This is a genomic window from Brevibacterium aurantiacum (assembly GCF_003932995.1).
Classification (GTDB): domain Bacteria; phylum Actinomycetota; class Actinomycetes; order Actinomycetales; family Brevibacteriaceae; genus Brevibacterium; species Brevibacterium aurantiacum.
This window is the reverse complement of record NZ_CP025333.1, coordinates 3,131,965-3,146,359: the sequence shown is the minus strand read 5'-3', so window position 1 is coordinate 3,146,359 and position 14,395 is coordinate 3,131,965. Positions and strand designations below refer to the sequence as shown.

The following is a 14,395-nucleotide window of genomic DNA, read 5'->3' as shown; positions in this document are numbered from 1 at the left end:
CGGCGTTCATCGCTCGTTAGCCTGACGGCGACATTCCGGAAACCGCGCAAAGGGCACTCAACATCAATATGAAACGAATGACGATGATCGGCGACATCGGGTGGAGCCGCTTCTACCACCTCGGCGACGAAGCGATGACCGAGTTCGCACTCGATGCGCTCCGTGCCCGAGCCGATGTCGAAATCACGCTCATTGCCGGTGAACCCGAATACGCGGCGAAGATGTACGGGGTCGATGCCGTTTCCCGGATCGGCTTCAAGCGGGACCGGCCGCCGAACATCACACGGATGCGCACGATCCTCGACTATGCGGAATCCGGCGGGGAGAAGGGCGGACTCGCTGCCGATGACCCCGCGATCCGCGTGATCGAAACCGTGCGGAACTCCGATGCCGTTCTCATCGCCGGCGGAGGAAACCTCAACTCGATGTTCGCTCAGCACATCTTCGAGCGGGCGACCCTGGCCAAGCTTGCTCGGATATTCGACAAGCCCTATGCGCTGACGAGTCAGACGCTGGGTCCGCTGATCTACGACGAGGATCGGGGCATCGTCTACGATCTGCTGGCAGAGGCCGAGTTCGTCGGCACCCGCGAAAGCTACACCACCCAGCTTGCCGGCGAGCTGGGTGCAGGAGACGCGAAGATCCGTCGCCAGGTCGACGATGCGTTCTCACTCACTGCCGGTGACGCGGACAGGGAAGCGGTCGCGGATCTGACAGACAAGCCGTTCATTGTGGCCAGCTTCGCTGAGAAGGCATCCTCGCCGATGATCTCCGACTCCGACTACAGGCTGCGCGTGATCGAGATCGTCAGGAGAATCGCAGAGGAGACCGGTCTGCGGCTGCTGCTGGTGCCCCATGGCGGTGCGTTCGCGCCCGCTCCGCAGACGCGGGACCAGCTCACCGACGCCCAGATCGCGGACTCTGCTGACAACGATTTGGTGCAGCCGACCCGGATGCTCACGGCCCGTCAGCTCGTCGCCCTGACCGAACGCGCCGAATTCGTCATCGGCACCCGGTACCACGCTGGGATCTTCGCCGGAGCGGCCGCGGTTCCGTTCATCTCACTGGCTCCCAACCTCTACTCTTCGATCCGGATGAGGGGTGCTGCAGAGAACGTGGGCATGCGCGACTTCGTGCTCCCTCTCGACTCGATCGACGACATCGTCGACACGGCAGTCGGTGTGGCCCGAAACCGAGATTCGCTGCAGACGACCCTGCGCCAACGTTCGGTCGCGCGGCGGGAGGAACACCGGAAGTGGTGGGACTTCCTCGTCGAGACCACCATCGGTTCTGAGGAAGCCCGAGTGCCGGGCGATGAGCGTGCAGGTGAGCTTACGGAAGCGCCGGGCTTCTTTCATGCGGACGAAGTGCCGAACGACTACGTCGCCAATGTCGAGTTGGTCCGTGAACGACTCAACTCCGTCCAGGACTACGGTCTCGTGATGGCGGTGAAGGATCGCCGCGCGGCCTTAGCTCGCACCGAGGTCAACCGGTTGAAGGCCAAGCTCAGACGTGCAGAGGACAAGGTCGAACGCGCAGAGGCGAGGCTCAGCCGGACCGACCGTGCGAAGGAGCTGCGCGAGAGGAAGCCTGCGGTGCGGGCGATGCGGCAGATGCAGAAACTCAACGTCAGGCTGCGAGGAGCAGCCCGCAGCGCCTCCCGGTTCGGGAACCGCTGAATTCCCACCCCTCTTGAACGACTGCCTCCGCCGAGGTGGCCGTTGGGTTCTCATCAGCGGGCGGACCCCGAGTCAGTCTCTGCGGTGGGCCGAGCGGCAGCGACGCCGGTCGAGTCGGAGGTTGCGCGAGCGGATCCTCAGCGTCCGCATCACACACTCCGGCCGTCCGGTGATGTTCGGGAGGGGGCGCCGGCTCGCGTTCAGGTGAGCAGCGATGTGTTCCTCGGCCGGCTCGTCCTCATCGTGGCGCTGCCCGAACTCCGACCGGTCGATGAATGCTCTGAGCTCGCCAATGAGCTTGAGCTGGAGGTCCTCGACCGACTCGGATCCCTCTGCGAATTCGAGGGGGATGTCGACAGCTTCCTGGTCAGCGACAACGCTGACGACCCAGGTCTCCTCATCGGCCGTGGGGTGGTTCACCCCGAAGCTGTCCCATTCATCATCGGAGAACAGTCTGAGAACAACCGGAGCGATGACTTCGTTGAGAAGGAACTCTTCCGTCAGTTCGGTGTTGTCCATACCTCCCACCATAGGACTCCGCGCCCCAGAATTCTCGCAGGCCCACGGAACGTTTCGTTGGCCCACGGCACGTTGTGCAGGCTCAGCGCCGAGTGCGGCACCGCGTCGACGCCGCGTTGGGCATCGCGTCGACAGTTAGACTGATCCGATGCCACGCAGCCCGCTCCCACCCCGAGAAGGCATCTCTGCGACCTCGCTGCGCGCCCCCGGTGGGAAGGAGACGCACGACAAGAACCATCTTCCGGTCCCGGACACGATCGGCGAGTGGCTGGAGGCAGAGTTCCCCGAGGCCGACGACGAGGCGCGGCGCAGCCTGCTCACCTCGGGCGATATGCGCGATGAGGTGGGCGAACCGATTCGCTGGGACGATGCCGTGGTCCCCGGCGGCTTCTATTTCTTCCACCGGCCTGTCCCGGCCGAGGAGCGGATTCCCTTCGAGATCTCCGTGGTCTTCGAGGACGACGATCTGCTCGTCGTCGACAAGCCCCACTTCCTCGCGAGCACCCCCAACGGCCGTTTCGTCCGCGAATGCGTCGTGACCCGGGCCCGCCTGGACTTCGACCAACCCGATCTGGTGGCCATCCACCGTCTCGACCGCGTCACGGCGGGACTGCTCATCCTGTCGAAGCGCCCCGAAACTCGCGGCCGCTATCAGCGCCTGTTTCAGGACCGGCTGGTGACCAAGACCTACCGTGCCCTCGCTGCGATGCCGCCTGCGGATCTGGAACTCCCGCTCGTCAAGGAATCCAGACTGGTCAAGCCGCGCGGCGGCAGACAGGTCCTCGAAGTCGAGGGTGAACCCAACGCCTTCTCCAAGATCAGCCTGCTGGGCGAACGCACCCCACCCTCGCCGAGGTGGTCCGACGCAACCGAGCCCTCACCTCGGCGATCGGTGGGGGAGTGCCCGTCGATCGGGGAGTACCAGCTCGAACCGTTGACGGGGAAGACTCACCAGCTGCGAGTGCATATGAACTCGCTCGGGCTGCCCATCCTCGGTGACCCGGTCTACCCCGTCGATCGCGCTCCGGACCCCTACGATTTCAGCGCACCGCTGCAGCTGCTGGCGGCATCGATCGGGTTCGACGATCCGCTGACCGGGCGACCGCGACGATTCGAGTCCGGCCTCAGTCTCGGCGAGACGCTCTAGCAGCGCCAGCCCCGGATCACGTGCAGCAGCGCTTCGTGTCTCGAGTCGGTATCATCATCGACGGCTGGGCCGCGGCTTTGCCCACGAACGGTGACTACACGGTAGCCTGGTGATATGAGCCCACACGCACCCGGATGTACGTCAGAGGCGATCGTCGCCTTGGTCCGGTCCCGAATCACGACCGGCGAATACCCTGCCGGATCCCCGGTCCGAGATGGTGCGCTGGCGAAGGAATTCAACGTCTCGCGCAACACCGCACGCGAGTCTCTGAGCCTGCTCCGCCACGCCGGTCTGCTGACTCAGGAGACCAACCGCGGCTTCTTCGTGCGCACCTTCGACCTCGACGAGCTCAAGGACCTCTACCAGGCCAGACGTGTCTTCGAGATCCGTGCCGTCCAGGAATCACAGGACGCCACCGAGGAGGCGATGAAACGCGTCGAAGCGTCCGTCGTCCGTGCCGAGACCGCTCCGAACAACGAGAGCTGGACCGACGCGCAGGAGCACTCCGCATCCTTCCACCGGGCCATCGTCGGCCTGCTCGGCTCGCCGATGCTCGATGAGTTCTACCTCAACCTCATGGCCCGCCTCTCAACGACATTCGCGCGCTCGCAGGAACCAGGCAAATACCACTCCCACTGGGCGAACCCGCACCGCGACATCTTAGAGAAGATGCGCTCGGGGGACCGACACGGAGCCGAAGGCCTGCTGCGCATCCACCTCGATGACTCCGAGGCCTCGACACTCGACCTGGCACGCTCGGTCGGCGAAGGCCGCTGACCACGGAACAGTGGGACCACCTCGGCGACGGGACGGTCGATGAAACGGCAGGACCACCTCGGCGAGCATTCCTGAGTATTGGTGTCGGCAGTCTCACAGTGCTCGGTACTTGAAACGCTAGATAAGCGCTGTATGACTTCGATAGCATTGAGCCACCGTACTCACCGCGTCGAAAGGCTGTACCCATGGGGATTCCCGAGCAGGAAACACAGGCCGCAAACGATCCGTTCTCGCTGACGGGACTCACGTATGACGATGTCCTTCTCCTGCCCGGTGACACCGATGTCATCCCCTCAGATGCCTCCACCACGACCCGTCTGACCAAAGAGATCGAGCTCAACATCCCGCTGGTCTCGGCCGCCATGGACACCGTGACCGAGTCGCGCATGGCCATTGCCATGGCCCGCATCGGCGGTCTGGGCATCATCCACCGCAACCTGTCGATGGAAGACCAGGCTGCCCAGGTCGACTACGTCAAGCGCTCCGAATCCGGCATGATCAACGACCCGCTTACGATCACCCCAGAGAAGACGCTGGAAGAACTCGACGAGATCTGTGGTAAGTACCGGATCTCCGGTCTGCCCGTCGTCGATGAGAACAATGTGCTGCTGGGCATCGTGACCAACCGCGACCTGCGCTTCGTCACCCGCAGCGAATTCCCGACCCGCACCGTGGCCGACACCATGACACGGATGCCGCTGATCACCGCCCCGGACGGCGTCTCCCCGGAGAAGGCGTTCGAACTGCTCGCCGAGCACAAGGTCGAGAAGCTGCCCCTGGTCGACGAGAACAACGTCATCAAGGGCCTCATCACCGTCAAGGACTTCGTCAAGACCGAAGAATACCCGCTGGCGACGAAGGACGACGAGGGACGCTTGCGTGTGGGTGCTGCCGTCGGATTCCACGGCGACGCCTATGAACGCGCAACCCTCCTCGCCGAGGCAGGCGTCGACGTCCTCGTCGTCGACACCGCCAATGGCCACGCTCGCGGCGTGACCGACATGATCCGCAAGATCAAGGCCGATTCGACGTTCGACAACGTCCAGATCATCGGCGGAAACGTGGCCACTAAGGAGGGCGCTCAGGCCCTCATCGACGCCGGTGCCGACGCCATCAAGGTCGGTGTCGGTCCAGGTTCGATCTGCACCACCCGTGTGGTCGCAGGAGTCGGTGTCCCGCAGGTCACCGCCGTCTACCTTGCTGCCCAGGCCGCACGTGCGGCCGGTGTGCCGGTCATCGCCGATGGCGGACTCCAGTACTCCGGCGACATCGCCAAGGCTATGGTTGCCGGTGCTGACACAGTGATGCTCGGCTCCCTGCTGGCAGGCTGCAGCGAATCGCCCGGCGAGCTCATCTTCGTCAACGGCAAGCAGTACAAGGCCTACCGCGGCATGGGCTCACTGGGTGCCATGGCTCCGCGCCAGGGCAAGTCGTATTCGAAGGACCGCTACTTCCAGGACGATATCGAGACCGATACTGAACTCATCCCGGAGGGCATCGAAGGCCGCGTGGCCTACCGCGGACCTCTCCGCCAGGTCGCGCACCAGCTCACCGGTGGCCTGCGCCAGTCGATGTTCTACGTCGGCGCACCGACCATCGAGGACCTCAAGGCCAAGGGCAAGTTCGTCCGCCTGACCACTGCGGGCCTCAAGGAGAGCCACCCGCACGACATTCAGATGACCGTCGAAGCCCCGAACTACGTCGTGAAGTAAGAGTTCTCGACCGACCGTCTCGGACGGTGCCGCGTGACCGTCAACGGCCGTGGTTCCTGCCTCCTGTGCAGGGACTACGGCCGTTTTCGCTGTCTCAGGATGTCAGACGAATCGCCCGTATGTGACGAAGGCCACGTGCGAGTTTCCTGGGCGGTATACGCCTGTCGTTGATCGTGGGCTTGGCCGCGCGAGAGCTGACGAGGGAGACTCTGGGTCGCGGCCGAGGTTACTCATGTAGTCGACGATCGGTGGCACCACTCGCCTTGCTTCTACGTTTACTTAGGGTAGGTTTCCCTAATGTAGTCCGGCCTTGCCGGACCGTGAACCGAAGGAGGCAACCGTACCGCTATGACTTCACTGCTCTCTGACACCCCAACTCCGCTGACCGACGCGGCCTCTGTGCGCACTGGTGACGCACTGCTGGGGGCCCACAGTGCCGATGCCTACGCCGAGCTCATGCACGAGGTCGTCGACGCACTCGCCCAGCGCTTCACCGATGTCGACGCACCCACCTCGGCGAATGACCGCACCAGCCTCGAGGCACGGGTCGCAGGCTTCGACCTCGACGGTCAGGGCATCGGCAACCTCGCCGCCCTGCGTGAGGCCGATGACCTCTACGCCCGCAACGCCGTCTGGTTCCACCACCCCAGCTACGTCGCCCATCTCAACTGCCCTGTCGCCGTTCCCGCCGTCGCGGCCGAGGCGATGCTCGCAGCGATCAACACATCCGTCGACACCTACGATCAATCCGAGGTCGCCACGCTCATGGAGCGCCGTCTGGTGCAGTGGGCCAGCCGGCACGTCGGGTTCGACTCCGGTGACGGAATCTTCACCTCGGGCGGCACCCAGTCCAACCTCCAGGCACTGTTCCTGGCCAGGGAGAACGTGCTGCGCGACCAGCAGGCACAGACGGTCGGCAAGGCCGAGGCTGGACGTGGTGAGGCATCACGCCGCGAAATCATGTCCCGGCTGCGGATCCTCACGACGAGCCAGACTCACTTCTCGATCTCCCGCGCAGCGCACCTCCTCGGACTCGACGCCGAGGCGGTCGTGTGCGTGGACACCGACGCCGCCGGCCGCATGGACGCCGAGGCTCTGGCCGAGCTGATGCGAGACATCAACGACACTGGCGGCATCGTCATGGCCGTCGTCGCCACGGCCGGCACCACCGACCTCGGCGTCATCGATCCGCTGGCCGCCATCGCCGAGATCTGCGAGAACGCGAACGTGTGGATGCACGTCGACGCCGCATACGGCGGGGGACTGCTGTGGGCACCACGCCGCAAACACCTGCTTGCAGGAATCGGCCGGGCCACCTCGGTGACGATCGACTTCCACAAGACCTTCTTCCAGCCCGTGTCCTCGAGCGCACTGCTCGTGCGCGACATCAGATTGTTCGACCCGACGCTGCACCACAACGACTACCTCAACCCGGAAGCCGAAGCTTTGAGCGCCGAGGCAGAACCGAACCAGGTCGACAAATCACTGCAGACCACCCGCCGCTTCGACGCCCTGAAACTCTGGACGACACTGCGCGCCCGCGGCGCCGGTGAGATCGGTGACCTGCTCGATGTCGTGTGCGATCTGGCCGCCGAGGTCCGTGAACTCCTCGAAGACCAGCCTGACTTCGAAGTGCTGGGCGCCTCCGATCTCAGCACGGTCCTCTTCCGGTTCTCGCCGGTTGCTGCCGATACGAGCACCGCCGATGAGCTGGTGCCGATGATCCGTCGCGTCCTCTTCCGCTCCGGACGCGCAGCCATCGCCCGCACCACCATCGACGGCACACCCTGGCTCAAACTCACCCTGCTCAACCCCGACACCACGGTCGCTGACATCACCGCCGTACTCGACCTCGTCCGCGCCACCGGCCACGGCATCCTCGCCGGCCGGCACCTGGAGAGCACGACGCCTGACCAGGAACAGAAGTCGACGCTGGGCCAAGGGCAGACATTCGCCACGATCGAAGGAGGTGCGGCATGAGCACACCCGAGACACACATCCACGACATCGTCGGCATCGGCATCGGACCCTTCGGCCTAGGGCTTGCGGCCCTATCCGATCCGCTGCCCGACGTCGACGGGGTATTCCTCGACCAGCGCAAGGAATTCCGCTGGCACCCGGGCATGATGATCGAAGGCGCGACGGTCCAGGTTCCGTTCCTCGCCGACCTCGTGACCATGGCCGACCCCACCTCCCGCTTCTCCTTCCTCCAGTTCCTCAAGGACAGCGGCCGCCTCTATCCCTTCTACATCCGCGAATCCTTCTACCCCCTGCGCGCCGAATTCGACGAGTACTGCCGCTGGGTCGCCGCGCAGTTAGACACCCTGCGCTGGAACCGCACAGTCACCTCGGTGACCAGGGACAATGACATCTATACCGTCACCGCCGAGGTGGCCGATCAGTCCGGTCAGACGCTGAGGACCGAGTCCTACCGCGCCCGCCACCTGGTCCTCGGCGTCGGCACCTCACCGGTCCTGCCTCCCGCTCTGCAGGGTTTGGAGGCTGAGAGTGCCGAGGGCGTCGGTGGCCCGGTTGCGCAGGGCGGCGGCCCGGTCATCCACACCTCTCAGTACCTCGACCACCGAGAGGCTCTGCTGGAGAGCGGATCGATCACGATCGTCGGCAGCGGACAGTCCGCGGCCGAGATCTACCGCGATCTCCTCGACGAGGCCGAAGCTCGCAAGGTACGACTCGACTGGGTGACGCGCTCGCCGCGCTTCTTCCCGATGGAGTACACGAAGCTGACCCTGGAGATGACATCCCCGGAGTACACAGATCACTTCCGTGCCCTGCCCGATGACCTGCGCGAACAGCTGGGCCGCGAGCAGCGAACCCTATACAAGGGCATCAGCGCCGAGCTCGTCGATGACATCCACGACACGCTCTACCGTCTCAGCCGCTGCGGTCGGAAGCTGCGCACCAACCTGCTGGCCGAATCCGAACTGATCTCCGCCGGACGGGATGTGAACACCGGCGACTACGCCCTGCGCTTCCGCAACACGGCACTGGACAAGTGCTTCGACCGGCGCAGCGGATCGGTCGTCTCTGCTACCGGCTACAAGTCCCAGGTCCCGGACTTCCTCGCCCCGCTGGGCGACGAGATCCGGCTGGATGCCAAGGGCCGCCTCGACGTCAGCCGCCTCTACACGGTCAACGACGCGGGCACCATCCACGTCCTCAACGGCGAAGAGCACACCCACGGCGTCACCGCACCCGACCTCGGCTTCGGGCCCTGGCGCGCATCGGTCGTGCTCTCACATGTGACCGGACGCGAACCGTACCCGATCGAAAAGACCATCGCGTTCCAGACCTTCGGCATTCCGGACGACGGGGCAGACGATGACGGGGTGCTCGACGATGGGGCACTCGAGAGTGCCGCTGAAGAAGGCACCGCACCTTTGAGCACTCGGGACGACTTCGAATCGCACTTCGACTTCGCCGACTCCGACGCCGATTCCGAGCCTCATTCTGATTCCGATTCCCGGGCCGCAGAAGACAGGGAGATGACACACGTATGACCACCGAACTCATGACAGACGCAGCCGCCACCGCGGCATCAACAACGACCGCAGTATCAGCAGAATCTCGCACCGTCGACATCCGAGCCTTGGATCTCGACCGGGATGCCAAGAACATCCACGTGTGGCTGACCCACCCGCGCGCCCACTACTGGCAGATGACCGGACTCGACGAGTCCGGAGTCTGCGACTACCTCGGCGGCGTGCAGAACTCCGCCGATGATAACGGATGGGTGGGCTCGGTCGACGGCATCGACTGCTTCTACGTCGAAACGTACCTGCCCTCCACTCTGATTCCAGGCGACGTCGTCCCCACCGGACCCGAGGACATCGGAATGCACCTGCTCGTCGCCCCACCCGACGGTGACGGGGTGCGCGGACTCACGAACCGGATCATGGCCGAGGTCATCGACTTCTGCCTCCGCCCGATCGAACACGGTGGCCGAGGCGGGCGCCGAGTCATCGTCGAACCCGACGTGCGCAACACCGCCATCCTCGAGAAGAACCGGGCAGCAGGTTTCAATCCGGTGAGTGAGGCGACCATCATGATGGGGGAGGAGCGGAAGCGGGCCCTGATCAGCATCTGCACTCACGAGGACTTCGAATCCAGTGAGCTTGTTGGACTTCTCAACCGCGAGGATGTCGAAGCCGGCGTTCCCGCCACAGGGGGAGTGCCGATCGCTGCTGACGAACGACCATCGCCAGACCTCGCGGTTCCCGAAACCTACTCCCATCTCAACCCCGACACCTTCGCGGTCGCCCAACGCCACCTCGTGGCCAAGGCGCTGTCCGAATTCGCCCACGAACGACTCATCGCCCCGGTCCGCGCCACCGGCCCGAATGCCGGGTCCGATGATTGGGAGCTGAAGGTCGGCGAGGTTGCTTCGAAGGACGCTGCCGACACTGTCACTTACACGTTCTCCGCCCGAGTCCTGCCGCTCGAGCACTGGGTCATCGACGAGGCCAGCATCACCCGCCGCCGAGGTGACACGCAGTTGGACCTCGACGCGCAGGAACTCGTCGTCGAGCTTCAGGATGCCCTCGGCATCCCGGAGAACCTCATGTCGACCTACCTCGAGGAACTCGCGTCGACCCTGGCCAGCAGTGCCTTCAAACTCGCCGGGGCGGTCAAGGGCCACCGTCCGGACTCCACCGATCTCCTGACTGCCGACTTCCAGACCACCGAGGCGGCCATGACCGAGGGCCACCCCGGGTTCATCGCGAACAACGGACGCATCGGATTCTCCCTCTCCGACTACCGGAAATGGGCACCGGAGAACGGTCAGACCACTCGGATCGAATGGGTGGCAGCGAGCCGCAAGCACAGCCACCTCTCGGTCGGCGTCGGACTCGATGAAGCCGCACACTGCGAGTGGGCGCTGAGTGCCGAGGAGCGTGAACTCTTCGACTCGCGAATCCGGTCAGCCGGCCGCAATCCGGAGGACTTCCATCTCCTCCCGATCCACCCGTGGCAGGCCGACCACCGGCTCGCGATCACCTTCGCCGCCGACATCGCACGCGGCGACTTGCTGCCCTTGGGTGCCGGCCTCGACGAGCATCAGCCGCAGCAGTCGCTGCGCACCTTCTTCAATCACTCACGGGCAGACGCCCCGTATGTGAAGGTCGCGCTCGCCGTGCAGAACATGGGCTTCCTGCGCGGACTGTCCCCGAAGTACATGCGCGATACACCGGCCATCAACGACTGGATCGCGGAGCTCGTCGGAACCGATCCCGCCTTCGGGGATGCCGGATTCCGAGTCCTGCGGGAACGCACCGCGTTGGGCTACACGGGAGACGTCTACCACCGCACCCAGGAAACGAATCCGCACCGGAAGATGCTCGCCGCACTCTGGCGCGAGAACCCGCTGAGCGTCATCGAACCTGGTCAGAAGGTCGTCACCATGGCGGCACTGCTGCACCGCGATCATAGGGGAGTCGCCTTCGCCAGCGAACTCATCCGCGCCTCGGGTCTCAGTCCTGAGGACTGGGTGCGCTCCTATCTGCGGGCCTATCTGCAACCGCTCGTCCACGCATTGTTGGCCCACGATCTCGTGTTCATGCCGCACGGTGAGAACCTCATCCTCATCCTGGATAACCACGTCGTGACCGGTGCCTTCATGAAGGACATCGGCGAAGAAGTCGCCGTCCTCGGTCACCGTGAACTGCCTGACGATGTCGAGCGGATCCGGGCGTTGGTTCCCGGTGACGAGAAGGCCCTGTCTGTGTTCACGGACATGTTCGACGGGGTGCTGCGCCACCTCGGCGGGATCCTCGATTCCGATGGTGTGCTGGGTGCACAGAAATTCTGGGCCCTGGTCGCCGAGGTGCTCGATCGTTACGAAACCGAGCATCCCGAACTCGCCCGTGGGCTCGCAGGCGACGTGGATCTGCGGGCAGAACGTTTCGCCCATTCCTGCCTCAACCGGCTGCAGCTGCGCAACACCGTGCAGATGGTCGACATCGGCAACCAGGCCGAATCGCTGCTCTACGCCGGAACGATGAGGAACCCCGTGGCGCGTTGATCTGATCGACCGACCGCGCTGACCCCACCGACCGATCGCGCAGCTCATCGCCCGATCGCACCGTGCACCGCCCGATTGCGAAGTGCACAGCATCTACCGAGGTGGCCGCTGGAACCCAGCGGCCACCTCGGCGCGGGTGTGGGGTGAAGGCGGAATCGCCGGATGGTCTGCGATCATGTGAGCACCAGCGGCTATCATCATTCCTATCGGTCGCCTGCGCGCTGACCGCAAGCGGTCCGTAGGATTCCCGACTCAAAGGTGTGGTCATGGCGAAGCAGAACGATCGGCCGACTCTGGCCACGGTCGCTTCGCGCGCAGGAGTCAGCATCAAGACCGCATCCCGGGTGCTCAACGGCGAAAAGCATGTGGCCGCGCGGACCGCCGAGAAGGTCGAAGACGCCGCCGCCGAGCTCGGATTCCGCCTCAATTCCACGGCCAGGCGCCTGCGCGCCGGTGGCAGATCTCCCTACATCGGCGTGGTCATGAGCGACGGGGACGACCCGTTCCAGGCTCGTCTCTTCACCCTGTTGGAGGCCGAGCTGAGCAGGATCGGACTGCGCCCGGTCGTGACGGTCACCGCCGACGACCCCGACCGTGAACGCGGCTTCCTCGACGAATGCCTGGCCAATGACATGACCGGCATCTGCGTCATCCGATCGCACCCGGACGCCGCTCGGTTCTACGCTGATGCGGCAAGCGCTGACGTGCAGATCGTGTCCTTCGATCCGTCGACGGCAGGACCCGGAGTCGACCTCATCGCCGGTGATGAGGAGCTTGCCGGGCGACTGGCCGCGACTCAACTCCTCAACCACGGGCACATCAGCCTCGGCGTCATCGGCGATCACTCGACGAGCCCCATCACCACCGCCAGACTCGCCGGAATCCAATCGGCCTTCGCCGGGCGCTCGGACGTCGGATGGCGAGCTTACATGCGCGAAGACGCCCACGACCTGGCCAGCGCGAAGAACGTCGTCGCCGCCTGGCTCGGATCGCGCAGCGCCCCCAGCGCGCTCATCACCCTGTCCGCGACCCTGACGCAGGGGGCCATCGATGCCTGTCGCCGGCTCGATGAGTGGCCGGCGCTGGTGGGCATTGACGATTTTCCCGCCGCGGAGCTCTTGGACGTGACCGTCATCGACCGTGATGTGCAGTCCATGGCCGCCGAGGCGGTCCGACGTCTGCAGGATCCGCCCGGTTCCGGGGCGGGAGGGGGTCCTCGCCGAGGTTCGGCTCGGGTTCCAGTCCATGTGATCGCCCGTGGAAGCGGTGAGGAATCTCCGGACAAGTGACGCTGTTCGGAGAGAGACTCCGATCACAATTTTTCGCCGAAACAGTTGACACCGGCCCCGGATCGGCGCATTATTTTGAACAGCCTGACAACGTTGTCAGAAAAATTGAAAGGTTCACAATGAGGCACAACCTGCAGTCCCGGAAGAAGCTCGCCGTCCTCGGCGCCTCGGTTGCTATCGGCGCTCTTGCGCTCAGCGGCTGTGGGAGTCAGAAGGGCCAAGGCAATGAGGAATCCGGTGGCGGTTCGGGTGGAGACGGTGAAGTCACCATCGCCCTGCTCCTCCCGGAGTCCAAGACCACCCGCTACGAATCGCTGGACAAGCCGAACTTCGAGAAGTACGTCGCCGAAGCCAACCCTGATGCGAAGGTCGAATACCGCAACGCCAACCAGGACGCGACGCAGCAGCAACAGCAGTTTGAGGCTGCGGTGACCGAAGGCGTCGACGCCATCGTGCTCGACCCGGTCGATGCCTCGGCAGTGTCTTCGGCCCTGTCGAAGGCTCAAGCCAAGAAGATCCCGGTCATCGCCTATGACCGCTTCTTCGAAGGTGCGGACTACTACACCTCGTTCGACAACAAGAAGATCGGCAACCTGCAGGGCCAGGCCGTCCTCGACGGGCTCAAGGCCGAGGACAAAGACCCGAAGTCGGGACCGGTGTGGATGGTCAACGGAGATCCGAAGGACCCGAACGCCGCTGACTTCAAGGCCGGCGCCGAGGAGACCCTGAAGAAGGCCGGCGTCGACATCACCGAAAGCCATGACACCCTCGATTGGAACCCGGACGATGCCCGTCAGTGGGTCGAAGGCCAGCTGCAGAGTGCGGACAAAGAGCCGATCGCCATCTACTCAGCCAATGATGGAACTGCCGGTGGTGTCCTCGCCGCCACCAAGAAGGCCAAGGTGAAGCCGGTCGTCACCGGACAGGACGCTGAGGTCGACGGACTGCAGAACATCCTCAGGGGTGACCAGTACGCCACGATCTACAAGTCGATCCCACCACAGGCGGAGTTCGCTGCGAAGGCAGCCGTCGCCCTGGCCGGAGGCGAGGAGCCGAAGGCTGGAACAACCTACAAGGACACTCCGACGGACTTCGTCGAAGCCAAGGTCGTCACAACGGACACCGTCAAGGACATCGTCGGTGATCAGATCAAGGCGGAAGACATCTGCACCAAAGACGTGAAGAAGCTCTGCGAAGACGCCGGCGTCAAGTAGAAATCGGCGAGTAGGAAC

General features: G+C 64.4%; 10 protein-coding genes. 9 read left to right on the top strand and 1 reads right to left on the bottom strand.

The window, feature by feature from the left end; genetic code table 11:
• Nucleotides 1-77: 77 nt before the first annotated feature.
• Nucleotides 78-1,679, top strand: a complete 1,602-nt coding sequence (locus CXR25_RS14545; protein WP_164513983.1) for a polysaccharide pyruvyl transferase family protein — start codon at nucleotides 78-80, stop codon at nucleotides 1,677-1,679.
• Nucleotides 1,680-1,751: 72 nt separating this feature from the next.
• Here CXR25_RS14545 and CXR25_RS14540 read toward each other — a convergent pair whose 3' ends face one another.
• A complete protein-coding gene (locus tag CXR25_RS14540) occupies nucleotides 1,752-2,198 on the bottom strand; it encodes a hypothetical protein (protein WP_101584424.1) in 447 nt (148 codons plus the stop codon).
• Nucleotides 2,199-2,346: 148 nt separating this feature from the next.
• On the opposite strand from CXR25_RS14540, the gene CXR25_RS14535 reads away from it, so the two are divergent.
• The 8 genes from CXR25_RS14535 to CXR25_RS14500 all read left to right on the top strand — a co-directional run bounded on the left by CXR25_RS14535 (nucleotide 2,347) and on the right by CXR25_RS14500 (nucleotide 14,377).
• Complete coding sequence (locus CXR25_RS14535; RefSeq protein ID WP_125240721.1) at nucleotides 2,347-3,345, top strand: RluA family pseudouridine synthase; 999 nt, start codon at nucleotides 2,347-2,349, stop codon at nucleotides 3,343-3,345.
• 114 nt (nucleotides 3,346-3,459) lie between these two features.
• A complete protein-coding gene (locus tag CXR25_RS14530; protein ID WP_069600714.1) occupies nucleotides 3,460-4,122 on the top strand; it encodes a GntR family transcriptional regulator in 663 nt (220 codons plus the stop codon).
• 185 nt (nucleotides 4,123-4,307) lie between these two features.
• A complete protein-coding gene (gene guaB, locus CXR25_RS14525) occupies nucleotides 4,308-5,834 on the top strand; it encodes an IMP dehydrogenase (protein ID WP_125178292.1) in 1,527 nt (508 codons plus the stop codon).
• 348 nt (nucleotides 5,835-6,182) lie between these two features.
• Entirely contained in the window at nucleotides 6,183-7,814 is a 1,632-nt protein-coding gene (locus tag CXR25_RS14520) for a pyridoxal phosphate-dependent decarboxylase family protein (RefSeq protein ID WP_125178291.1), read from the top strand.
• The gene (locus CXR25_RS14515) at nucleotides 7,811-9,352 is read left to right on the top strand and encodes a lysine N(6)-hydroxylase/L-ornithine N(5)-oxygenase family protein (RefSeq protein ID WP_125178290.1); all 1,542 of its coding nucleotides are present in this window, start codon (nucleotides 7,811-7,813) and stop codon (nucleotides 9,350-9,352) included. The genes CXR25_RS14520 and CXR25_RS14515 overlap by 4 nt, the downstream gene beginning before the upstream one ends.
• The gene (locus tag CXR25_RS14510) at nucleotides 9,349-11,874 is read left to right on the top strand and encodes a GNAT family N-acetyltransferase (protein ID WP_125240720.1); all 2,526 of its coding nucleotides are present in this window, start codon (nucleotides 9,349-9,351) and stop codon (nucleotides 11,872-11,874) included. The genes CXR25_RS14515 and CXR25_RS14510 overlap by 4 nt, the downstream gene beginning before the upstream one ends.
• A 266-nt stretch (nucleotides 11,875-12,140) precedes the next feature.
• Nucleotides 12,141-13,163, top strand: a complete 1,023-nt coding sequence (locus CXR25_RS14505) for a LacI family DNA-binding transcriptional regulator (RefSeq protein WP_009883549.1) — start codon at nucleotides 12,141-12,143, stop codon at nucleotides 13,161-13,163.
• Nucleotides 13,164-13,282: 119 nt separating this feature from the next.
• Nucleotides 13,283-14,377 (top strand): substrate-binding domain-containing protein, encoded by a 1,095-nt coding sequence (locus CXR25_RS14500; RefSeq protein WP_069600708.1) that lies wholly within the window; start codon nucleotides 13,283-13,285, stop codon nucleotides 14,375-14,377.
• Nucleotides 14,378-14,395: the final 18 nt, after the last annotated feature.